At 70.7% G+C, this 23,076-nt stretch carries 17 protein-coding genes; 14 read left to right on the forward strand and 3 right to left on the reverse strand.

Annotated elements, in window-relative coordinates; translation table 11 throughout:
• Positions 1 to 8: 8 nt before the first annotated feature.
• Entirely contained in the window at positions 9 to 3,884 is a 3,876-nt protein-coding gene (hrpA, locus tag ITJ57_RS07265) for an ATP-dependent RNA helicase HrpA (protein ID WP_194669456.1), read from the reverse strand.
• 185 nt (positions 3,885 to 4,069) lie between these two features.
• On the opposite strand from hrpA, the gene ITJ57_RS07270 reads away from it, so the two are divergent.
• The 12 genes from ITJ57_RS07270 to ITJ57_RS07325 all read left to right on the forward strand — a co-directional run bounded on the left by ITJ57_RS07270 (position 4,070) and on the right by ITJ57_RS07325 (position 16,292).
• Complete coding sequence (locus ITJ57_RS07270) at positions 4,070 to 5,341, forward strand: HNH endonuclease signature motif containing protein (RefSeq protein ID WP_194669457.1); 1,272 nt, start codon at positions 4,070 to 4,072, stop codon at positions 5,339 to 5,341.
• Positions 5,342 to 5,529: 188 nt separating this feature from the next.
• Positions 5,530 to 6,192, forward strand: a complete 663-nt coding sequence (locus ITJ57_RS07275) for a hypothetical protein (RefSeq protein ID WP_194669458.1) — start codon at positions 5,530 to 5,532, stop codon at positions 6,190 to 6,192.
• Positions 6,193 to 6,195: 3 nt separating this feature from the next.
• Entirely contained in the window at positions 6,196 to 6,507 is a 312-nt protein-coding gene (locus tag ITJ57_RS07280) for a transcriptional regulator (RefSeq protein WP_064296516.1), read from the forward strand.
• Positions 6,504 to 7,415 (forward strand): ABC transporter ATP-binding protein, encoded by a 912-nt coding sequence (locus tag ITJ57_RS07285; protein WP_194669459.1) that lies wholly within the window; start codon positions 6,504 to 6,506, stop codon positions 7,413 to 7,415. The genes ITJ57_RS07280 and ITJ57_RS07285 overlap by 4 nt, the downstream gene beginning before the upstream one ends.
• Positions 7,415 to 8,170 (forward strand): ABC transporter permease, encoded by a 756-nt coding sequence (locus tag ITJ57_RS07290; RefSeq protein WP_194669460.1) that lies wholly within the window; start codon positions 7,415 to 7,417, stop codon positions 8,168 to 8,170. Before ITJ57_RS07285 ends, ITJ57_RS07290 begins: the two co-directional genes overlap by 1 nt.
• A gap of 198 nt (positions 8,171 to 8,368) precedes the next feature.
• Positions 8,369 to 9,817 (forward strand): aromatic amino acid lyase, encoded by a 1,449-nt coding sequence (locus ITJ57_RS07295; protein WP_194669461.1) that lies wholly within the window; start codon positions 8,369 to 8,371, stop codon positions 9,815 to 9,817.
• A gap of 208 nt (positions 9,818 to 10,025) precedes the next feature.
• Positions 10,026 to 10,895: an ABC transporter ATP-binding protein gene (locus tag ITJ57_RS07300; protein ID WP_194669462.1), complete on the forward strand. Its 870-nt coding sequence runs from the start codon at positions 10,026 to 10,028 to the stop codon at positions 10,893 to 10,895.
• Positions 10,892 to 11,602 (forward strand): ABC transporter permease, encoded by a 711-nt coding sequence (locus tag ITJ57_RS07305; RefSeq protein ID WP_194669463.1) that lies wholly within the window; start codon positions 10,892 to 10,894, stop codon positions 11,600 to 11,602. The genes ITJ57_RS07300 and ITJ57_RS07305 overlap by 4 nt, the downstream gene beginning before the upstream one ends.
• Positions 11,599 to 12,405, forward strand: a complete 807-nt coding sequence (locus ITJ57_RS07310) for an ABC transporter permease (protein WP_194669464.1) — start codon at positions 11,599 to 11,601, stop codon at positions 12,403 to 12,405. Before ITJ57_RS07305 ends, ITJ57_RS07310 begins: the two co-directional genes overlap by 4 nt.
• A 91-nt stretch (positions 12,406 to 12,496) precedes the next feature.
• The gene (locus ITJ57_RS07315; RefSeq protein WP_194669465.1) at positions 12,497 to 13,432 is read left to right on the forward strand and encodes an ABC transporter substrate-binding protein; all 936 of its coding nucleotides are present in this window, start codon (positions 12,497 to 12,499) and stop codon (positions 13,430 to 13,432) included.
• Positions 13,433 to 13,562: 130 nt separating this feature from the next.
• Positions 13,563 to 14,342, forward strand: a complete 780-nt coding sequence (locus ITJ57_RS07320; protein ID WP_194669466.1) for a DUF1684 domain-containing protein — start codon at positions 13,563 to 13,565, stop codon at positions 14,340 to 14,342.
• Positions 14,343 to 14,363: 21 nt separating this feature from the next.
• Complete coding sequence (locus ITJ57_RS07325) at positions 14,364 to 16,292, forward strand: thioredoxin domain-containing protein (protein WP_194669467.1); 1,929 nt, start codon at positions 14,364 to 14,366, stop codon at positions 16,290 to 16,292.
• A gap of 60 nt (positions 16,293 to 16,352) precedes the next feature.
• On the opposite strand, the gene ITJ57_RS07330 is transcribed toward ITJ57_RS07325, so the two are convergent.
• Entirely contained in the window at positions 16,353 to 17,726 is a 1,374-nt protein-coding gene (locus tag ITJ57_RS07330) for an L-serine ammonia-lyase (RefSeq protein ID WP_194669468.1), read from the reverse strand.
• A 187-nt stretch (positions 17,727 to 17,913) separates the two neighbouring features.
• Here ITJ57_RS07330 and ITJ57_RS07335 point away from each other — a divergent pair, with 187 nt between their 5' ends.
• Both ITJ57_RS07335 and ITJ57_RS07340 read left to right on the forward strand, forming a co-directional pair.
• Positions 17,914 to 18,927: an ATP-binding cassette domain-containing protein gene (locus ITJ57_RS07335; protein ID WP_194669469.1), complete on the forward strand. Its 1,014-nt coding sequence runs from the start codon at positions 17,914 to 17,916 to the stop codon at positions 18,925 to 18,927.
• Positions 18,924 to 19,739 carry an ABC transporter permease gene (locus tag ITJ57_RS07340; protein WP_194669470.1) on the forward strand — a complete coding sequence of 272 codons (816 nt, stop codon included), beginning with the start codon at positions 18,924 to 18,926 and terminating at the stop codon, positions 19,737 to 19,739. The genes ITJ57_RS07335 and ITJ57_RS07340 overlap by 4 nt, the downstream gene beginning before the upstream one ends.
• A gap of 19 nt (positions 19,740 to 19,758) precedes the next feature.
• Here ITJ57_RS07340 and ITJ57_RS07345 read toward each other — a convergent pair whose 3' ends face one another.
• Entirely contained in the window at positions 19,759 to 23,058 is a 3,300-nt protein-coding gene (locus ITJ57_RS07345; RefSeq protein ID WP_194669471.1) for a BTAD domain-containing putative transcriptional regulator, read from the reverse strand.
• Between the last annotated feature and the right edge of the window lie 18 nt (positions 23,059 to 23,076).

Raw genomic sequence — 23,076 nt, forward strand, 5'->3', positions numbered from 1 at the left:
CGGGCTCGCTAGCCTGCGAGGACCTTCTGCAGACGCTGCAGCGACACCGACTCGGCCGTGCCCAACTGTTGGGCGAACAGGCTGACGCGCAGCTCTTCGAGCATCCACCGCGCCTTCACGAGGTGCTCAGGCGCCTCGGCGGGCAGTGGGATCGTGCCGCCGGCCGCCTCGAACCGGGCGAGTGCCGTCTGGGCCTCGGTCATCCAGACGCGGTCGCGGTTCGGGTTGTCGGTCAGTCGCTCGGCGCGATAGCGTATGCCGGCGAGGTAGCGCGGCAGGTGCTCGAGTCGAGCCGACCCCGTCCTCGATACGAAGCCCGGGAACACCAGACCGTCGAGCTGCCCGCGCATGTCGGTGAGGGCGGCGAGCAGGGTCATGCTCGTCGCCGCCTTCATCGCCTTCTCGGTGTCGCGCGCGGCCTGGAGGATGCGCGCGACGATCGCGACGGTCTGGAACATGCGGTCCATCACGGACGCCGAGACCCGGTCGCGGAGCGTCTCGTACTGCAGCTTCGAGAACACCTGGCCGTCCGGCACGACCCGGTACAGGACGTCGTCGATACAGGCGGCGAGGCAGTCCTCGAAGAGCGCGGGCGTCGAGCGGTATGGACTCGTCGCGAGCGCGAGTTTCTCGTTGGGCTTGAGGTGCTGCTGCACGTAGGCGGTCGGTGAGGGGATCGCGAGCAGCAGGAGCCGACGGACACCGGACGGCATGGCGCGTGCCTGGTCGGCCTCCGTGCTCATGATCCGGATGGAGACGCTCGTGCCGTCATCGACGATCGCGGGGTAGCCCCGGATGACGCCGTCCTCCTGCCGGATGTCGATGAAACGCGGCAGGTCGTCGAAGTCCCATCGGGTGAATCCGGAACGCTCGATCGCGTTCGGGACGCGCGCGGCGGCGACCTTCGCGACACTCGCGCGCGTGCGCTGCTTCAACCGGTGCTGCAGCTCGACGAGGTCCTTGCCGCGGGCGAGCGCGCGTCCGCGTTCGTCGATGACGCGGAAGGTCACGAGCAGGTGCTCCGGCACACGCTCCATCTCGAAGTCCGAGGCCGAGATGTCCATGTACGACAGCCGTTTGATGGCGTTGGCGAGCCGTGTGGCGAAGGAGTCCTCCGCGGAGGGCCGGTCGGGGGAGACCGCCGGGACGTCGGCCGGGAGCTCGGCGATGAGCTTCGTCGCCCAGTCGGCGGCCGGCACGATGTTGCGGCGCAGCGCTTTCGGGAGGGCCTTGATCATCGCGGTGATGAGTTCGCGCCGGAGTCCGGGGACCTGCCAGTCGAACCCGGCGGGCGAGAGCCGGTCGAGCAGGGCGAGCGGCACGATGACCGTGACACCGTCGTCGTCGCTGCCCGGTTCGAACCGGTAGCTGAGCTTCAGTCGCTGGTCGGCCTGCACCCACTCGGCGGGGAAGCGGTCCTCGTCGACGGCGGGGGCGTCCTCGGGGAGGAGGTCCTCCTGTCGCATGGTCAGCAGCTCGGGCTGCTCCGTGCGGGTCTTGCGCCACCACGACTCGAAGCCACGCGTGGTGGAGACGTCCGCCGGTACCCGGGCGTCGTAGAAGTCGAAGACGGCCTCGTCGTCGAACAGGATGTCGCGTCGGCGGGTCCGCTCCTCGAGTTCGCTGAGCTCCTTGCGCAGTCGACGGTTCGCCCGGTGGAAGTCGAACAGCTTGTCGCGGCCGATGTCGTGCGTCCACTCGCCGTCGACGAGGGCGTGCCGCAGGAAGAGCTCGCGCGCCTGCTCCTGGTCGATGCGCCCGAACTGCACCCGGCGGCGAGGCACGATGGGCACGCCGAACAGCGTGACCTTTTCGAAGGCGACGGCGGAACCCTGGCTCTTCTCCCAGTGCGGTTCGCTGTACGAGCGCTTGCAGAGGTCGCCGGCGATCTGCTCGGCCCAGGCCGGGTCGATCGAGGCGTTGGTCCGGGCGAAGAGCCGACTCGTCTCGACCAGCTCGGCGCTCATCACCGCGTTCGGCTGCTTCTTGGCCAGCGCGGAGCCCGGGAACAGGACGAAGCGCGTCTGGCGGGCGCCGATGTAGTCGCCCTTCTTGGCGGTCTTCGTCGCCGGCGGTGCTCCACGACCCTTCACGACGGGCGCGACGGTCTGATCCTTCAACCCGATGTGGGACAGGAGGCCAGCGAGCAGCGACTTGTGGATGCCGTCGGGGTTCACGGACGGTTCGCCGATGGTCAGGCCGAGCGGTTTCGCGAGCTGCCGGAGCTGACGGTAGACGTCATGCCATTCGCGGACGCGCAGGTAGTTCAGGAACTCGTTCTTGCAGAGCCGGCGGAACGCGCTCGACGAGAGTTGATCCTGCTGCTCCTCGAGGTAGTTCCAGAGGTTGAGCAACGCGAGGAAGTCGCTCGTCGGGTCGACGAACCGGCGATGCAGCTCGTCGGCCTTCTGGCGGTGTTCGAGCGGGCGCTCGCGGGGGTCCTGGATGGTGAGCGCGGCGACGATCGCCAGCACTTCGCGGGAGACGCCGTGGCGCTTGGACTCGACGACCATCCGGGCGAACCGCGGGTCGATGGGGAGGCGGCTGAGGTCGCGCCCCACCCGGGTGAGTCGGGGGCCGCCGCCCCGAGCGGAGCCGTCGGCGAAGGTGCGTGTCTCGATGGCGCCGAGTTCCGCGAGGAGGTCGACGCCGTCCTTGATGCCGCGGGCGTCCGGTGGCTGCAGGAAGGGGAACGCGGCGATGTCACCCAGGCCGAGGGAGATCATCTGCAGGATGACCGCGGCGAGGTTGGTGCGGAGGATCTCGGGCTCGGTGAACTCCGGTCGCTTCGCGAAGTCCTCCTCCGAGTACAGGCGGATCGCGATGCCGTCGCTCGTGCGGCCCGAGCGCCCGGAGCGCTGGTTCGCCGACGCCTGCGAGATCGCCTCGATCGGGAGTCGCTGCACCTTCGACCGCACGCTGTAGCGTGAGATGCGGGCCGTGCCGGCGTCGATCACGTACTTGATGCCGGGGACGGTGAGGCTCGTCTCCGCGACGTTGGTCGCGAGGATGATGCGGCGGCGGAGGCCTGGCACGGAGGACGGCTGGAAGACGCGGTGCTGGTCCGCCGAGGACAGGCGGCCGTAGAGCGGCAGCACCTCGGTGCCCGGCAGGTTCCGGCCCCGAATCGCGTCCGCGGCGTCGCGGATCTCGGTCTCGCCCGACAGGAAGACGAGCACGTCGCCCATCGATTCGCGGGCCAGCTCGTCGAGGGCCGCGTTGATGCCCTCGAGGTAGTCGCGGTCCGCCGACTCCGACTCCGGGGCGTCCTCGTCGTCGTCGGAGGTCTCGTCGGCCACGAGCGGGCGGTAGCGGATCTCGACCGGGTAGGTCCGGCCCGAGACCTCGACGATGGGGGCGCCGTCGAAGTGCTGGGAGAAGCTCTCCGGGTCGATCGTGGCCGAGGTGATGATGACCTTGAGGTCGGGGCGCTGGGGGAGCAGTTGCTTGAGATAGCCGAGCAGGAAGTCGATGTTGAGGCTGCGTTCGTGCGCCTCGTCGATGATGATCGTGTCGTACTTGCGGAGCAGCCGGTCGCGGTGGATCTCGTTGAGGAGGATGCCGTCGGTCATCAGCTTGATCTTCGTCGCCTTCGACGCCTGATCGGTGAAGCGCACCTGGTAGCCGACGATGCCGCCGAGCTCCTGCCCGAGTTCCTCCGAGATCCGCTCCGCGATGGTGCGGGCGGCGAGACGGCGCGGTTGCGTGTGTCCGATCGACTCCCGACCGAGTTCGAGGCAGATCTTCGGCAGCTGCGTCGTCTTCCCCGAACCCGTTGCGCCCGCCACGATGACCACCTGATTCTCGGAGATGGCGCGCGCGATGTCCGCACGGGCGGCGCTCACCGGCAGCTCGGGCGGGTAGGAGATTCGGATCTCTGACATCAGCCCTCCATCGTATCGGGCTGGGCGGCGGGGAGGCCCGTTCCGGTTGCCGAGCGGCTCATCGACCCGGTCGAATCCCTCCAACCAGCCCCGGTGACTGAGCTTGTCGAAGTGCTCACGGGATGCGTCCACAGCAGCCCGAACTCAGCATCTGGAATTTCAGTGGTCCATGGTGGACTTGTTCCATGACCGAGAGCACCTTTTCCGCAGTTCGAGCTGGCGATGAGTACGCCGCGCAGCTCGCGGAGTTCTCGGACGAGTATGCGGAGATCTGCCGGAAGCAGGCTGTACTGGCCGCTCGGGCGGCGCGACTCTTGGCCCGCTCGGCGGCCTACGCCGACGCGCTCGCCGACTCCGTGGTCCCGGCCGTGTACCCGCCGGCCGAACGCCGGGCGCTCTCCCGCCGGTCGACCTGTGCGGCGCTCGCCATGGCGACACGGACACCTGAGCAGACGGTCCAGCGTGCGACGAACGACGCCGAGCGGCTCGTCAACGAGGCGCCCGCCGTGCTCGCCTCGCTTGAGGCGGGCCGCATCTCGGCTCGGCATGCGCAGACGATCATCGATCAACTTTGCGACGTGCCGACAGCGGGTCGGGCGGCGTTCCTGGAGGCGGTGTTGCCGGTCGCGGAGGAAACGACCAACGCGAACCTCAGGAAGCGAGCCCGTGTCCTCCGGGAGCGTCTCCACCCGGAGTCCCTCACGGCGCGCGCGATCCGTTCCGAGGCTGACCGCCGGGTCGAGTTCGAGCCCGCAGCCGATGGCATGGCGTGGGTGCACTTGGTCACCACCGCGCCGATCGCGCAGGGCATCATCGAGCGCGTCGAAGCCGCGGCAGCGGAGTCACGCAAGGCCGGCGATGCTCGCACCTGTGGACAGCTGCAGGCCGATGCCCTCGCAGCGCTCGCCCTCACCGGTGTCACTCCAGACGACGTGATGTCGAGCCCGGTGCTGCCGCACCCGATCGAGGTCCAGGAGCACATCAAGCCGACCGTGCAGATCACCGTCCCGGCGCTCAGCCTGGCCGGTGTCTCCGACGCGCCGGCCACCCTCGACGGGTACGGGCCGATCGACCCGGAGGCCGCCGCCCGGCTCGCGGTCAACGCGCCCAGCCTGACCCGGATCCTGGTCCAGCCGGAAACCGGAGCCGTCCTCTCCGTCGGCCGAGGCCAGTATCGTGTCCCCGCCGACTTGCAACGTGCAGTGCGCCTCCGGGACGGCACCTGTCGCGCACCCGGGTGCGGGAGGCGAGCCAGAGCCTGCGACCTGGACCACTCGGTCGCCTGGCAAGACGGCGGAACGACGGATGTCGGGAATCTCGCCTGCCTGTGCCGACATCACCACCGGATGAAGCACCTCCCGGGGTGGAACCTCGAACACGGCCCTGGCGGGGTACTCGACTGGACGACACCCGACGGCAAACACCACCGAACCGAGCCGGACCCCGCGCCATTCTGAGCGCGTCCGTTCCCCGAGCTGCGCCGCACTGAGCCTGTCGAAGTGTCGGAGGTTTCCTCGTGGACGCTTCGACAGGCTCAGTGACCGGCGGAGGTGTGCCCGGAACGTCCCGGTCCCTGAGCTAGTCGTACGGCGCTTGTGCCGCAAACGGGGTTGCTTCGCAGAGTCGTTTGCGTTACAAAGTAGATATGACTTCACCGATGGAACCCGCCGACGGCTCCGACGCACTCGACCCGGCCGCCATGCTCGCGCTGCAGGAGCGCCAGGCGAGCCGTGTCGACGACATCTTCACGAGGCCCACCATCGCGATCGTGTACGTCTGGGGCGTCGCATGGACGATCGGGTTCCTCGCGCTCTGGTCCGCGAGCGACGAGAACCCCTGGTTCACCACGCCACCGGCGGTCGCGGGATGGCTCTTCGGGATCCTGATGGTCGGCGGCGTCGTCTCGTCGTCGATCATCGGCTCCCGGGTGTCGCGCGGGATCCAGGGTGCCCAGCAGGTGCAGGGGACGATGTACGGCATCGCCTGGGCGATCGGGTGCACGGCCGCGGCCGTGTTCGGCGGCGCGCTGTTCGCCGCGGGGATGGCCCCCGGACTCGCGGCCATCTTCTACCCGGCCATCTACAGTCTCGTGGTCGGTCTGTTGTACCTCGCAGGCGGAGCCGTCTGGCGCGACCGCCTCATGTACGGCATGGGCATCTGGATCATCGTGGTCGGCATGGCCGCGCCGTTCTTCGGTTCGCCGGGCAACGCGCTCATCATGGCGATCGCCGGTGGAGGCGGGTTCCTCGTGTACGCGACCTTCCTCGAGACGACGCGCCGCCGGCGTGCCCACCGGTCGGCGGTGTGACCGGTGGACGAACTCGACCCCCTCATCCACGCGCAAGCCCGATTGCGCATCATGTCGACGCTCGCGGCGATCGATGCCGACAGCAGCATGTCGTTCCCCCGCCTGCAGGAGATGCTCGACATGACCGCCGGGAACCTGTCCACCCACCTGCGGAAACTCGAAGACGGCGCCTACGTCCTCGTCACCAAGACCCACCGGGGACGCACTCCGGTCACCTACCTGGAACTCACCACGCTCGGGCGCCGCGCGTTCGAGGACTACATGACCGGCCTCCGAGCGATGCTCGGCGGCGCGTCGGGAACGGGGACATCATGACGGTCACACCACTGGCCACCCTCGAAGGCGTGACGCGACGCTACGGCGCCGTCACCGCGCTGGACGACGTCGACCTCAGGATCGAACCGGGTTCGCTCGTCGGGCTCCTCGGCCCCAACGGCGCCGGCAAGTCCACCGTGCTCTCCCTGCTGCAGGGCACCCGACGTCCGACGCGGGGCACCGTGACCCTCTTCGGTGGCGATCCCGCCCAAGCGGTCAATCGCACGAGGCTCGGGTCGACACCGCAGGAGACAGCGCTGCCGCCCACGCTCCGGGTGGGAGAGGTCGTCGACTTCGTCGGACGTCACTTCGCAGACCGCGTGCCGACGGCCGTCCTGGCTGACCAGTTCGGCTTCGGCGACCTCATCCGACGCCAGACGGGTTCGCTCTCGGGTGGCCAGCAGCGGCGCCTCGCGGTCGCGCTCGCCTTCGTCGGCAAGCCGCGTCTCGTGCTCCTCGACGAGCCGACGACGGGCCTCGACGTCGACGCACGTCGCACCCTCTGGGACGCGATCCGCCGGCAACGCGAGCTCGGTGCGACGATCGTCCTCACGAGCCACTACCTCGAGGAGATCGAAGCGCTCGCCGAGCGCGTCGTGGTGCTGGGCGGCGGACGGGTCATCACCGATGCGCCCCTGCGCGAGGTGCTCGGGCTCGTCGGCATCCACCGGGTGCGGCTCCGGAGCGCCGAACCTGGGACGGTGGAGCGGCTCGCCGGAGTCGTCCAGGCGAGTCGGGACGGGGACACCGTCGAACTCGACGTCCGCGACGCCGACGCCTTCGTGCGTGACCTCGTCCGATCCGAGGTCCCGTTCACCGACCTCGCCGTCCGCGGCGCCACCCTCGAGGAGGCGTTCCTGACCCTCACGGCGGACGCCCGGGCGAGCGTCGGACGGAGCGCCGCCTGATGGCCACGACACTCCAGCTCACCACCCTGCACGCACGGTACTCCCTGCTCGAGACGGTGCGCGTCCCGATCGCGGTGATCGGTTCGCTCGTGTTCCCGGCGCTCTCGCTGCTGTTCTTCGTGGTCCCGCAGGCGCAGGTCGCCGGCGACCCCCGCACCGCGACCCAGGCGGTCATCTCTCTGATCGTCTTCGCAGTGCTCGCGAATGCCCTGTTCGGCTTCGGGCTGACCATCGCCCAGGCGCGGGAGCAGGCGTGGGACCCGTACCTCCGCACGCTCCCGGTGACGGGTGTCGCCCGGGTCCTCTCGCACCTGTGCTCGGTCGGCCTCCTCGGGTTCGCGGCCGTCGTACCGGTCGGCGTGCTCGGTGCGCTCCTGACCGCCGCCACCGCGACCCCGACAGGACTGCTCGGCGGCGTCGTGGCGCTCGTGGTGGGTGCCCTGCCGTTCATGCTCCTGGGCACCGCCATCGGGTACGCGCTCCCCAGCAAGGCCGCGATCGCCGTGGTGCAGGTGGCCATGTTCTCGCTGGCCTTCGCCGGCGGACTGTTCATCCCGCCGTTCCTCTTCGCGCCCTGGCTCGACCGGCTGTCGATGTTCCTCCCGAGCCGCCAGACCCGGGAACTCGTCGTCTGGGCGGTCCAGGGTGGCGAGTTGCCGTGGTGGTCGTGGGTCGGGGTCCTGGCGTGGACGCTCGGCCTCACCGTCGTGGTCCTCGCCCTCTATCGCCGCGACGAGGGCCGCCGCTACCGCTGAGGTCCGATGACACCCTGGCGCTCAGGCCATCCCGGCGTCCCGTCATACGTCGACACACGCCGTGCACCGGTCGCCGGGCGCTCGTACGCTGACGTCCATCCCGGCCGGTCCACGGCCCCTCGACGAGCGGATGGAGCGACCCGTGTCCAGCAGCGCACACCAGACGACCGCCAGCGACCGCTCGATGGGCGCGCGCTGATGGGAGCGCCGGTGGTGTTCGGGACCGGTCCGATCTCGGTCGACGACCTCGTGGCCGTGTCCCGCGACGACGCGATCGTGGTCCTCGACACGGCGGCGCTCGACCGCATCGGCGCGGGCCGGGCCATCGTCGACCGGCAGACGACGGCGGTCGGAGTCGATGCTCCGGCTCCACGCACGGCGACGCTCGACGCGTCGGCGGTGGAGGAGCGCGTCGTCCACGATCGACGTGGTGGCATCGGTCTCCCGCTCTCGGTGGACCGTGCTCGAGCGGTGATCGCCGCTCGGCTCGCCGGATGGACCCGTGGCGCATCCGGGATCCGCCTCGAGACCGCCGTGTTCGTCGCCGAGCTCCTCAACCGTGGGGTGACCCCGGTGATCCCCTCCGTCGGGTCCCTCGGCGACGGCGACCAGACCCACCTGGCGTCCGTCGCGACGCTCGTGCTCGGACAGGGGGAGGCGGTCCTCGCGGGCGAGCGGCTCTCCGCCCGGGTCGCCCTGTCGCGGGTCGGGCTCGCACCGCTCGACCTCGCTGCGCATGAGGGGCAGGCGTTCGTCCACCACAACGCCTACTCCCTCGGCGTCGGCGCGCTCGCACTCCACCGGCTCGGTGCGCTCAGTCGGCTGGCGGACACCACGAGTGCACTCTCGTCACGGGCCGGTGTGCGATCCGGGCTCGGCGGGCGAGGGCCGGTCTTCGACGCGACGGTCCTCGCCGGCAGCCCGTCGGCGGGCACCCGGGCGAGCGGGGAACGGATCTCCGAGCTGTTGGCGACGCCGGTCCGCCCGGAGGGCGCGCGTGGTGAACGGGACCCGGACGGACTTCGGCTCCGCGCGACCCCGCAGATCAACGGTGCCCTCGCCGACGAGGTCACCGCGGCCGTCCTGCTCGTCGAAGCGACGCTCGGCACGGCCTCGGAGGATCCACTCGTCGATCAGGCGTCGGGTGTCCTGCGGACCGGCGGACTGCTGCACGGAGCGGCGCTCGCCCGCGCTTTCGACGGGCTCCGCGCGGCGATCGCGCAGACCGCCGCTGCCGCCGAGCGACGGCTCGGACGTATCGACGGAGGCGGGGCCGACCGCCGGGAAACCGGATCCGGGCTCGTCCCCGGCCTCCTCGGTCAGTCGGCCGCGGACCTCGTCGCCGAGCTCCGCGTGCTCGCGACCCCGGTCGTCGCCGCCGGCCCGTCCGACGAGGCCGCGGACGACCCTGCCTCCTTCGCCGGGACCTCCCTCCGACTGCTGGAACGCTCGACAGCCCTCCTCGCGGACGTGTTGGCGCTCGAGGCGGTCGTCGCAGCTGACGCGCTCGGTCCGGCGGAGCACGACGAATGGTCGGTCGGGTTCTCGGTCGCCCATGCCGGCCTCCGGTCGGTGATCGAGCAGGAACTGCACGGTCAGCAGCTCGTGACGGCAGCGCTCACCGCCCTGGGCGTCGACCGATCCTGAGGACGGCGGCCTACCGGTGCCGGTGCGAGCCCGCCGTCGCATGCCATGTATGTCGACATGTGTCGAGGGGGTGAGCGATGTCAGTGGCCTCCGGTAGGTTCGGATGCACCGACGGCGAGACGTCCAGCGAGCCACCGACCTCGGCGGCGCAGCCTCGTCGGACGAGAGCTGCCACGCCCGTCGTGCAGAGAAGAGGCATCGGTCCAGCATGATCTCCTTCGAACACGTCAGCAAGCGCTTCGATGACGGCACGCTCGCGGTCGACGACTTCTCCCTCACGATCCCGTCGCGGTCCACCACGGTCTTCGTCGGCTCCTCCGGCTGCGGCAAGACCACCCTGTTGCGGATGATCAACCGCATGGTCGATCCGAGCGAGGGCCGCATCGTCATCGACGACGAGGTCGTCTCGGCCGTCGACCCCGTCCGCCTGCGGCGCCGCATCGGGTACGTCATGCAGAACTCCGGCCTGCTCCCGCACCGGACGGTCATCGACAACGTGGCCACCGTCCCGCTCCTCACCGGCGTCCCGAAGAAGCAGGCGCGGGCGGACGCCCTCACGCTGCTCGACACCGTCGGCCTCGACCGCTCGCTCGCCGACCGTTACCCGAGCCAGCTGTCCGGCGGGCAACAGCAGCGCGTCGGGGTCGCCCGAGGCCTCGCCATCGACCCGAACATCCTCCTGATGGACGAACCGTTCGGCGCCGTCGACCCGCTCGTGCGGGCCGAACTCCAGCGGGAGCTGCTCCGCCTGCAGCGCGACATCGCCAAGACGATCGTGTTCGTCACCCACGACATCGACGAGGCGTTCCTCCTCGGCGATCAGGTCGTCATCCTGCAGAAGGGTGGTCACATCGCCCAGGTGGGCTCACCGGCGGAGATCGTCGCGGAGCCGGCGAACGACTTCGTCGCCCAGTTCATCGGTGCCGACCGCGGCCAGCGCACCCTGCACGTCGAGCGGGTGGGCGGACGGGACGTCGTCGTCGACGAGTCCGGGCGTCCAGCGGGCGTCCTCGGAGACCGTCGCGATCCCGGAGAGCCACAGGGCACGACACCGGCCGAGGGCGGCGCGTCCAGATGAACTGGGTCGTCGCGAACTGGAGCATGATCTGGGAGCTCGTGCTCACCCATGTGCAGCTGAGCCTCCCGCCGATCATCCTCGGGTTCCTCATCTCGCTACCGCTCGGCTGGCTCGCCCACCGGTACCGGTGGTCGCGTGGGGTCCTGCTCACGGTGAGCGGCATCCTCTACGCGATCCCGTCGCTGCCGCTCTTCGTCCTCATGCCCTCCCTGATCGGGACGAAGATCCTCGACCCGGCGAACGTCGTCATCGCCCTCACCATCTACGCCGTGGCGCTCCTCGTGCGGACGATCGCCGACGCGCTCGACGCCGTCGACGCCGGCGTACGGCAGTCGGCGCAGGCCGTCGGGTTCTCGACCGGCCAACGCTTCTGGCGGGTCGAGTTCCCGCTCGCCGGTCCGCTCATGCTCGCGGGCATCCGGGTGGTCTCGGCCAGCACCATCAGCCTGTTGAGCGTCGGTGCCCTCATCGGGGTCACGAACCTCGGCTACCTGTTCACCGACGGCTACAACCGCCAGTTCCCGATCGAGATCCTCACCGGTATCGTCGGGACGGTCGTCATCGCGATCGTGTTCGACGTCCTGCTCGTCCTCCTGGGGCGCCTGCTCATGCCCTGGACGCGCATCAGCTCGAAGGGGGCGATCCGCCGACGTCGTGCCGCCACCGAGGCCCACGAGTTGGCGACCACCGGGGGAGGAGTCGCATGATCAACTTCCTCGCCGCGTTCGCGTGGATCTTCGACCCGGAGCACTGGGAGGGTCCTGGTGGCATCCCCGTCAGAGTGCTCCAGCACCTCGGCGTGACCGGCCTCACCGTCCTGATCGCCTGCCTCATCGCGATCCCGCTCGGGCTCCTCATCGGGCACACGGGCAAGGGGCGCGAGCTCGCGGTCGTGATCACCGGGTCGCTCCGAGCGCTCCCGACCCTCGGCCTGCTCTCGCTCCTGGCACTCATCACGCTCGGCTGGGGCTTCTCGAGCACGAGCCTCGTGCCCGCGATCACGGCGCTCGTCGTGTTGGCCGTCCCGCCGGTCCTCGCCGGCGCGTACGGCGGCGTCGAGGCGATCGACCGGCAGACCGTCGACGCCGCTCGTGCCGTCGGCATGAACGAGTGGCAGATCCTCGGGAAGGTGGAGATCCCGCTGGCACTGCCGCTCATGATCGGCGGTGTCCGCTCGGCGGTCCTCCAGACGATCGCGACCGCGACGGTCGTGGCCTTCCTCACCAACGGCCCCGGGCTCGGCCGGTACATCCTCGACGGCCTGCCGGTGCGCGACTACGCGCAGATGCTCGCCGGGTCGATCATCATCATCGTGCTCGCCCTGCTGCTGGAGGGCGTCTTCTCACTCCTCCAGCGAGCGGTCGTCCCGCGCGGCGTCCAGGCGACCCAGGCCCGCGTCGACGAGACCCGCGCGCACGGCGGCGGGGTCGACGACCGATCGGCGTCACCGGACCCCGCGCTCGCCGTGGCGGAGACGAAGATGCAGACCGCAGCGCACCGAATCGAGTAGCGCTCCGAACCCTCTCGGGCGCCAGCATCGCCCGAGGCACCATCCCGCACAACGGCACCACCGTTCTCGTCCATCACAGATAGGAAACCTCATGTTCACCATTCGACAGGGTCGACGCCTCGCCGTCGGCATCGCGGCGACCGCCGCAGCGGCACTCGCCCTCAGCGCCTGCTCCGCAGGCGACCCGACCGCGGGCGAGACCGCCGCCTCCGACACCATCACCGTCGGTTCCGCCGGGTTCCCCGAGTCCGAGATCATCGCGCAGATCTACATCCAGGCGCTCGAGGCGAACGACATCAAGACCGCCGAGTCACTCAACATCGGCGCCCGCGACGTCTACATCGCCGCCCTCGAAGACGGGTCCATCGACCTCGTCCCCGACTACAGCGGCAACCTGCTGCAGTTCTTCGACGACTCGGCGACGGCCAAGTCGAGCGACGAGGTCTACTCGGCGCTCCAGGAGGCGACTCCCAAGGGCTACGAGGTGCTCGACCAGTCGAAGGCCGAGGACAAGGACTCCTACAACGTCACCAAAGAGTTCAGCGAGGCGAACAACGTCACGAGCCTCGCCGACCTCGCGTCCCTCACCGTCCCGCTGGCCATCGGCGGGGCTCCTGAGCTCGCCGAGCGCCCGTACGGACCGAAGGGCCTGACCGAGGTCTACGGTGTCCCGGCCGACAAGCTCACCTTCGTGCCGATCAGCGACGGCGGCGGCGCGCAGACCACCGCGGCCCTCCTCGACGGCACGGTCCAGATGGCCGACATCTACACGACCACCCCGTCGATCGCCGAGAACGACTTCGTCACGCTGGAGGACCCGGAGAACCTGATCCTCCCGCAGAACGTCCTTCCGCTGATCAACTCGGACAAGGCCAGCGACAAGGTCAAGGAGGTGCTCAACGCCGTGTCGGCGGAGCTCACCACCGAAGACCTCATCGAGCTCAACGCCCGCAACCAGGGCGACGAGAAGGCGGCACCGAAGACCCTCGCTGCCGACTGGCTCAAGGACAAGAAGCTCTTCAACTAACACGGCACCACCTCGATGGCGTCGCCCAGTCCGCCGGGCGGCGCCATCGCGCTGTTCGCGGTGAGCGCATCCGGGCCAGGCGGGATGTCCAGGGGGTCTGTGTGACGCTGGGAGTTGGTACCGTCGGGGTATGAGTTCCGAGACCCCCGCCGAGTTCATCGCGTCCTGGACCGCCTGGCACACCGCCCGCGAGCGTTCGGTGCGCGCGCCGCACGGGATCGCCGCGCTGCGCTTCACGCACTGGCTGACCGAGGAGGCGACGCCTCTGGAAGGCGCTCCGGGCACCTGGCGTGCCGACGACACCGGCATCGTGGGCGAACGGCTCACCGGCACGGGCCTCACGACGCCGAGCGGCGCGCAGATCATGACCGACCGCGTCGAGCTCGTCCACGGCGAGGAACTGCACTTCGGCGACGTCCTCTTGCGCGGCATGGAGCGTGACGGCGCGTACGCGCTCAGGGTCCTCGATCCCGAGGCTCCGACGCGCACCGCGCTGTCCGGGATCAGCGCCTTCGCGCCGGACGTCTCGTGGATCAGGCCCGCCCGATTCGTGCCCTCGCCGGGGGTGACGGTGGAGACCGAGTCGATCGACGGCCACGTCACGACCGAGACGCCGGTGGGCCGGGTCGAGTTCACCCTCGGCGACGAAGCCGTGTCCCTGACCGTCACGGGCGGCCCGAACGGGCTCTGGGCGGTGTTCTCCGACGGCACGAGCGGCGACGAGACCTACCGGTTCCGGTTCATCAGCATGCCGGCGCCCACCGCCGACGGACACGTCCTCGTGGACTTCAACCGCGCCTACCTGCCGCCGTGCGCGTTCAGCGACCACTACGTGTGCCCGCTGCCAGCCCCGAACAACCGGCTCCGCTCCCGCATCACAGCGGGCGAGCAGCTGCCACTCGGTCTCTAGGCCCGGGGCGACGGACCCGACATGACGAACCGGCTCGCCGGGGCGATGAGCCCCTACCTCCGCTCCCACGCCGAGCAGCCGGTCGACTGGCACCCCTGGGGGCCGGAGGCCTTCGAGGAGGCCGCCCGTCGTGACGTCCCCCTGCTGGTGTCGATCGGCTACTCGACCTGTCACTGGTGCCATGTCATGGCGAGGGAGTCCTTCGCGGACGAGCACATCGCGGAGCTGCTCCGCCGTGACTTCGTGGCCGTCAAGGTCGATCGGGAGGAGCATCCCGACGTCGACGCGAGCTACCTCGCGGCGGCCGGTGCGTTCACCCGGGAGCTCGGCTGGCCGTTGAACGTCTTCGTGACACCTCGTGGGCACGTGTTCCATGCCGGGACCTATTCGCCGCCGGTGCCGCTCCGGGGTCACCCGTCGTTCCCGCAGGTGCTCGAGGCGGTCCGGGTGGCGTGGACGGAACGCCGGGAGGACGTCGTCGCCAGCGCCGACGGCCTCGCTCGCGCGATCGCCGAGGCGATGACCGCCCCGGAGGACGCGTCCGTGCCGGGGCCCGGAGACCTCGACGCCGCGGTCGCGATCCTCGAGGGCCTCGAGGACCCCGAGTCGGGCGGATTCGGCACCGCGCCGAAGTTCCCGATGGCGCCGGTGTTCGACGTCCTGCTCACGCCGCGCGAGGGGGAGGCTGCTCGCCGTGGTGTCGATCTCGCGCAGCGCACGCTCCGGACGATGGGGGCGTCGGCGCTCCGCGACCCGGTCGAGGGCGGGTTCTTCCGGTACGCGGTCAACCGCGACTGGACCGAGCCGCACTACGAACGCATGTTGACGGACAACGCGCTCCTGCTCACCGCCTACGCGCGGGCTTGGGCGGAGCGTCCGAGCCCGTGGGCCGCCACCGTCGCGACCGGGACCGCCGACTTCCTCATCGACACCCTCCAGCAGCCGAGCGGCGGCTTCGGGTCCGCCCAGGACTCGGAGAGCATCGTCGACGGCGTCCGGTCCGAGGGTGGCTACTACCGTCGTGACGTGCACGGCCGAGCGACGCTCGTTCCGCCCGCGGTCGACCGCAAGGTGCTGTCGGGGTGGAACGGACTCGCCATCGGTGCGTTGGCCGAGGCGTCGACGGTCCTCGACCGCCCGGAGTGGCTCGAGGCCGCCCGGTGGGCGGCCGACGCGGTCATCGAGAACCACCTCCTTCCGGACGGCACCCTCGCCCGCGCGTCGCTCGACGAGCAGCGCTCGGGAGCGGCGGCTGCCCTCGAGGACTACGGGATGCTCGCCACCGGGTTGGTGCGTCTCGCCCTCGCGACGGGTCAGGTGCGCTACGCGGAGCTCGCCAGGGACCTCGTCGAACGATGCCTCCCTGAGGGATCGTTCGACGAGGCGTCGGGCACCGGTGCGCCGACCGCTGTGGCCGGGTTCGTCCTACCGGGTGGCGGAGATCCGGTGCTGGCCGCTCACGGCACCCGCGTGGACGGCGACCCGTCGGAGGGCGCCTACCCGTCGGGGATCTCCGCGCTCGGCCGGGCGTCGCTGCTGCTGTACCAGCTCTCGGCGGACGGGCGCTTCCGGGCGGCCGCTGAGAGCGCCGTGCGGTTCGCCGCTTCGGCGGCGCTGCGCGCACCGACCGCGTTCGGCGCGAGCCTCGGACTGGCCGCATCGCTCGCGGAACCGGCCTCGCAACTGGTCGTCGTCGCGCCGGATCACGTCCGCGCCGACGAGAGCGAGGACCGGGTCACCGCCGCTCGGGCGATGCGTGACGCCGTCAGGACGCGGCGCGACGCGGTGGTGACGGTGGTCACCGATCAGGAGGCAGCCGCCTGGGCTGCTGCGGGCTTCGGTCTCTTCGCCGAGCGGACGAGTCGGGACGGTCTGCCGACCGCCTACCTCTGCCACGACTTCGTGTGCCGCCTGCCCGTGACGGACGTGGCCGCACTCGACCCACGGTGATCGGGTCTCCCGCCGAACGACGCTGAGGCGCGCAGACTCGGCCGAGCCGGGCGGCGCGGCTCAGCACTCGATGACGTTGACCGCGAGGCCGCCTTCGCTGGTCTCCTTGTACTTCGTCGACATGTCGACGCCGGTCTGGCGCATCGTCTCGATCACGGTGTCGAGGGAGACGAGGTGCGTCCCGTCGCCGTGCAGCGACAGCCTGGCCGCACTGACCGCCGTCGACGAGGCGATCGCGTTCCGCTCGATACACGGCACCTGGACGAGTCCGCCGACCGGGTCGCAGGTGAGACCGAGGTGGTGCTCCATCGCGATCTCCGCGGCGTTCTCGACCTGCCGTGGGGTGCCGCCGAGCACGGCGCACAGGGCACCGGCCGCCATCGCGCACGCGGAGCCGACCTCAGCCTGACATCCGCCCTCCGCGCCGGAGATGGAGGCGTTCGCCTTGAACAGCGACCCGATCGCGGTCGCCGTGAGCAGGTACCGGCGGATGCCGTCGAGCGACGCCCCGGGGACGAACCGCAGGTAGTAGCTGCCGACCGCCGGGATGATGCCAGCCGCCCCGTTCGTCGGGGCCGTCACCACCCGCCCGCCTGAGGCGTTCTGTTCGTTGACGGCGAGCGCGAAGGCGTGGAGCCACTCCGTCGGTAGCTCTCGGCCGCTCTCCGCCTCGGCCACGTCGAGTCGCTCGCGGACGGCACGAGCGCGACGCTTGACGCCGAGGCCGCCGGGCAAGGTGCCCGTGTCCGCGAGTCCCGCCGTGACGCACTCGTGCATGGCCGCCCAGATGGCGTCGAGGCCGGCATCGACCGCTTCCGGGGTGCGCATGGCCTCCTCGTTCCGCCTGGCGATCGCGTCGATCGGCAGTCCGCTTCGATCGCAGATGTCGATGAGCGACTCGGCGGTCCGGAACGGCATGGGGACGGGGTGCTGGGGGAGCGCGGACGCCGGGTCGTCGCCGTCGCGCCTGATGAAACCGCCGCCCACCGAGTAATAGGTCTCCGAGCGGACCGGTTCTTCACTCGTGCGGTCCCAGGCGGACAGGGTCAGGGCGTTCGGGTGGCCGGGGAGGCGTGTCCTCGGGACGAAGGAGACGTCGTCTCGGGAGAAGTCGACGGGCCTGACCCCGGCGAGGAGGAGGGTTGCGCCGTCGGGGTGGTCGATCCAGGCGTGGCGGACCTCGGCCGGGTCGCATCCCTCGGGAGTGAGGCCGCGGAGTCCGGCGACGACGGCGTCCGGTGTGCCGTGGCCGATGCCGGTCGAGCCGAGGGAGCCGAAGAGTGAGCACGTGACGCGGTCGACCCGCCCGAGCAGCCCGTCGCGCTCGAGACCGTGGACGAACGCGAGCGCGGCGCGCATGGGGCCGACGGTGTGCGAACTGGAGGGGCCGATGCCGATGGAGAAGAGGTCGAATGCGGACACGTATGCCGTCACTGGACGACCTCCTTCGGTACGACTGGCTCCCTCCACTCTAGGCGCGATCGGCTGCGGCGATCGCTGCCGGCTCCGTCAGCGACGAACAGCGGCCGTCAGCGCCACGTGAGCGATCGGTGAGTGCCGACGAGCACACTCGTGTCCGGGTCGCCCACCGGCGGTCCGCCACGAATCGAAAGGCATCCGCATGAGCATCCGCTCCGACTGGGCGATCGAGGCCCACGGCCTCGTGAAGACCTTCGGCGACAACCGAGCGGTCGACGGCGTCGACCTCTCCGTCAGGACCGGCACCGTCTACGGCGTCCTCGGCCCGAACGGCGCCGGGAAGACCACCACCATCAGCATGCTCGCGACCCTCCTGCGTCCCGACGCGGGCAGCGCGACCATCTTCGGCCACGACATCCAGCGCGAATCGCAGGTGGTCCGCCAGCTCATCGGCGTGACCGCGCAGTTCGCCTCGGTGGACGAGAACCTCTCCGCCACCGAGAACCTCGTCATCTTCTCCCGCCTCCTCGGCCTCGGTCGTGCCGAGGCGAAGCGCAAGAGCGCCGAACTCCTCGAGGAATTCGGGCTGAGCGAGGCGGCGGCGCGCCCGCTGAAGAAGTTCTCCGGCGGCATGCGGCGTCGGCTCGACCTCGCCGCGAGCCTCATCGCGCAGCCGCCGCTCATCTTCCTCGACGAACCGACCACCGGCCTCGACCCGCGGACGAGGGCGCAGATGTGGGACACCATCCGTCGCCTCGTGGCCACCGGGTCCACGGTGCTGCTCACGACCCAGTACCTCGACGAAGCCGACCAGTTGGCCGATCGCATCGCCGTCATCGACCGGGGCCTCGTCGTCGCCGAGGGGACGTCCGACGAACTGAAGGCATCCGTGGGGGAGTCGTCGCTGCAACTGCGACTGGCGGATCCGGCCGACCTCGAGGACGCCCGGCGCGTCATCACCGAGGTGCTCCGGGTGGAGACGGTCGTCTCGCCCGAGGCGACCCGCATCACGGCGCCCATGCGCGACCCCGACGCCGTCACCGACCTCTTCATCACGCTCCGTGAAGCCGGGATCCGGCTCGCGGAGATGAGTGTCCAGAAGCCGACGCTCGACGAGGTCTTCCTCACCCTCACCGGACACGGCGTCGAGACCGGCGACGCCGGCGCCACGTCCGACACCGATTCCTTCGACACCGCAGAGCAGGTCCACGCATGAGCACGATCACCATCACCCCCGGCACGGACCGGTCCCTCCGGAACCACGTCAGCCTCTCGCAGACGGTCCGCAACTCCTTCACCATGGCGTACCGCGGTCTGTTGAAGATCAAACGGACGCCCGAGCAGCTCATCGACGTGACGGTCCAGCCGATCATCTTCACGCTGATGTTCACCTACATCTTCGGCGGCGCGATCGCCGGAGACGTGGCGAGCTACCTCCCGATCATCATCCCCGGCATCCTCGTGCAGACCGTCATCACGACCTCGGTCGTGACCGGGATCCAGCTGCGCGAGGACATGGACAAGGGCGTGTTCGACCGGTTCAAGTCGATGCCCATCGCGCGGATCGCCCCGTTGGCGGGCGCTCTGCTCGCCGACACCGTGCGGTACACGATCGCGACCACGCTCACCTTCGCCATGGGGTTCGTGATGGGCTACCGACCGGAAGGTGGCCTTGGCTTCGTGGTGGTCGCCGGTCTGCTCGTCATCGTCTGCGCCTGGGCCATCAGCTGGATCTTTGCGTTCTTCGGCGTCATCGCCCGGAGCGCGAGCAGCGTGCAGGGCATCTCCTTCCTGGTGCTGTTCCCGCTCACGTTCCTCTCGAACGCGTTCGTGAACCCGGACACGATGCCGGCGTTCCTCCAGGGCTTCGTCGCCGTGAACCCGGTGTCGCACCTCGTCACCGCCGTCCGTGACCTCGCGAACACGGGCACGTTCGGCTCGGACGCCTGGCTCGCGCTCCTCGGCGCTGCGGTCATCGTCGCGGTGTTCGCGCCACTGACGGTGCGGGCGTACATGCGCCGCGCCTGAGATTCGCTCCGACGGACGGTCAGCGCGCCGCCAGGACCCGGCTGCCCAGCAGTTCGAGCGCCCTGGCGGCGCTCTCGTCCGCGGACAGGTGCGCGACGCGTTCGGCGATGGCCGGGTCGTCGTCGGTGCGCGGCTCGCCGTGCTCATCCGGCTCGTGCAGCCTGCGGACGAGTGACGGGATGTCCTGCCGGGACGCGAGCCCGGCGGCGAGGGCGACGAGCTCAGCGCCGACCACCCGGACCTCGTCCTCGTCTGCACGCCCGTACCAGCTGCCGAGGGCGAGGACGGTGGCGCCGAGCACGGGGCGGTCGAACCGTTCCGGCAGCAGACGGCCGAGCGCGACCGTCCGGGTCCGGATCCGGCGGGCCAGACGCCCGTGGACCTCGGTCGAGGTGGTCCCGTCGAGCACGGCCGCAGCCAGGGCGGCGGAGGCGACGAGCGCGAACCACGGCGAGCGGCGGGACTCCCCACCGCCGAAGGCCGCGAGCGCGCGACCGTAGAGCTCGGTACCTCGTCGGCTGTCGCCCTGGGCGCGGGCGATCTCGGCGAGGCCCGCCCAGACGATCGACTCGCGTTCGGCGATCGGTGTGAAGCCCGTGGCCGGCGTCTCATCGGCGAGGAAGCGGTCGAGCACCGCCGTCGCCGACGCGTAGTCACCCCGGCCGATGTCGCCGAGCGCGATGAGCCAGTCCAGCTGGCGGAGGTCGGCCTCCGCTCCGATCGCCTCGAGGCCGGTGGCCGCCAGTGCGGCCCAGTGGAGGGCGGACTCGGGTTCGGCGTTCTGGCTGTGCAACTGCGCCAGCATGTGGGCGCTCATCGCGGCTCCCCACACGTCGCCGATCGACACGGAGAGCTCGTTCGCCCGGAGCGCGGCCACCTCGGCGGACGCCGGATCGCCCTCGTTCTCGGCCATCTGCGCCGCGAGGAGGTTGCCGACGTTGGCGACCCGAGGGTCGGGCGAGGTCCGGAACGATCGCATGAGGTCCAGCGACCGATCGGCACGTCCGGCGGCGAGCATGAGCCCGACGAGCGCCCGCATCCGCGGGTGCTCCGTCGAGTGCACGCGTTCGACTCGTCGGAGCGCCCCGATCGCGCGGGCCGATGTCCGGACGTCCGTGGCGAGGAACGTCACCGCGATGATCGCGAACGCGACCGCCGGCGCGTCGCCGCTCACCATCCGGGGGTCCTGGCGGCGGAGGACGGCGAGGACCGGCTCGCCGAACACGAGCACCTCCTGATGCGCGCTGCGGAAGGTCCAGAACACCGCGAGCGCGGCGAAGAGCGGACCGACGACATCCGCCCGGTCGTCGGCGAGCGCCTCACGCAGGAGGCTCACGAGGGTGTCCTGTTCGAGGGCGAGGATCGCGAAGGCCTCCAGTTGCTCAGCTCCATGCATGCGCGGCTGCATCGCGTCGGCGAAGGTGACCGCCCACCGCCGCATGGCGTCGACGACCTCCGATTCCTCGCCGGCGTCCTGCATCGCGATCATCCCGAACTCGCGGACCGTCTCGAGCATCCGGAATCGGAGCGATCCGGTCGCCGGGTCGTCCCGGACGGTGAGGAGCGACTGTCCGACGAGCGCGTCGAGGGCGTCGGCGACGTCGTCGACCTCCGGGGCGACGGCGCCGGCCGCGTCGATGCCGAAGCCGTCGGGGAAACGCGACATGCGGCGCAGCACCGTCCGCTCACGCTCGCCGAGGAGGTTCCAGCTCCACTCGATGACCGCTTGGAGGGTCTGGTGGCGCTCGGGGGCGCTGCGGGAGCCGGTGGTGAGCAGCGCGAAACGGTTTCCGAGCCGCCGTTCCACCTCTTCCACCGACATGGACCGGGTCCGTGCCGCGGCCAGCTCGATCGCCAGGGGGAGTCCGTCCAGAGCGGCGCACAGTCGTGCCGCCGTCTCGAGGGGGATGTGGATGCCAGGGCGGGCTGCTCGCGCGCGCTCGACGAACAGGCGCACCGCCGGGCCGGCTTCGTCCGGGTCGTCACCGTCGGCGCGGCCGGCACCGAGCGGTTCGAGCTGGTAGACGTGCTCGGCCGTGATCGACAGCGGGCTGCGGCTGGTCGCGAGGACCCGGAGTCCGGTCGTCCAGTCGAGGACGTCGGCGACCCACCGGGCCGCTGCGTCCACGAGGTGCTCGCAGTTGTCCATGACGAGCAGCGTGGGACGTTCGGACAGCCGCGCCACGATGCGCTCGTGCAGGTCCACGGGCAGGGCGGTGAATGCTTCGCCGAGGCGTCGGGAACCGGTGACGTCCCGGATGCCGAGCGCGGTGGCCACCGCGAGCGGGAGGTCCTCCGCATCCCGGATGCTCGCGAGCTCCACGAAGACGACACCCGGTGTGGACGCTGACGCACGGCGGGCGACCTCCTGGGCCAGGCGGGTCTTGCCGAGGCCCCCCGGGCCGAGGATCGTCGTCATGCGCACCTCGGCGACTAGCTCCCGGATCGACTCGAGGTCCGTCTCCCGTCCGATGAGCTCGTTCGGCGGCGTGCGGAGCCCCAGGACGAGGCGGTCGGCGCGTTCCCGAGGCGGGGGCGACGATGCGTCGCTGTCGGCCTGCGTCGCCGCCTGATCGGCGTCCTTCTGCAGCAGGGAGGTGTGGGCGGCGACGAGGGCGCTCGCCGGATCCGCCCCGAGCTGGTCCCGCAGATTGCGGCGGTGGTCCGCGAACAGGCGCATCGCATCGGCGCGCCGGCCGCACTGCGCGTACGCGTTGAAGAGCATCAGCTGCGTCGCGTCATCGAGCGGTGCGGCTGCGGCGAGTGACTCCAGGTCGCTGATCACGGCGACACCCTCGCCCAGATCGATGCGGCTCTGCGCCCTGACCCGGCGCAGCTCGTCCTGGAGTCGCGCCCCGCGGCCGGAGAGCTCCTCGGCGAGCGGCGGGTCGAGCTCGGCGCCGGGGTCACCGGTCCAGAGCCGCAAGGCCTCCTGCGCGAGCTCCGAGGCGGTGCGCGGGTCGCCGCCTCGCACCGCCGTCGACGCGGCGTCCGCGAGGGTGGAGGCGGCGCCGAGGTCGACGTCGTCCGCGACGGCCGTGAGCCGGTAGCCGGCGGCCGACGACTCGATGAGTCCTGGCACGGCGACGGCTCGCACCCGGGACACGAGGGTCTGCAGGGCCGCCTTCGCGCCGACCGGTGGGGCGTCGTCCCAGAGTGCATCGATGAGGGCCGTGGCGGACACGGACCGTCCGTCCGCGAGGGCGAGTGCAGCGACGAGGGCTTTGGCGCGGCGTCCACCCGGTTCGACCAGCTCACCGGCGCGCCCCTCGATGCGGACGGGACCGAGCACGGTCACTCGAGGCGTGGACGCGGGCACCTGTCGAGCATACCCAGC

The sequence above is a fragment of the Plantibacter sp. VKM Ac-2880 genome (assembly GCF_015351235.1).
In the GTDB taxonomy this organism is placed as follows: Bacteria; Actinomycetota; Actinomycetes; order Actinomycetales; family Microbacteriaceae; genus Plantibacter.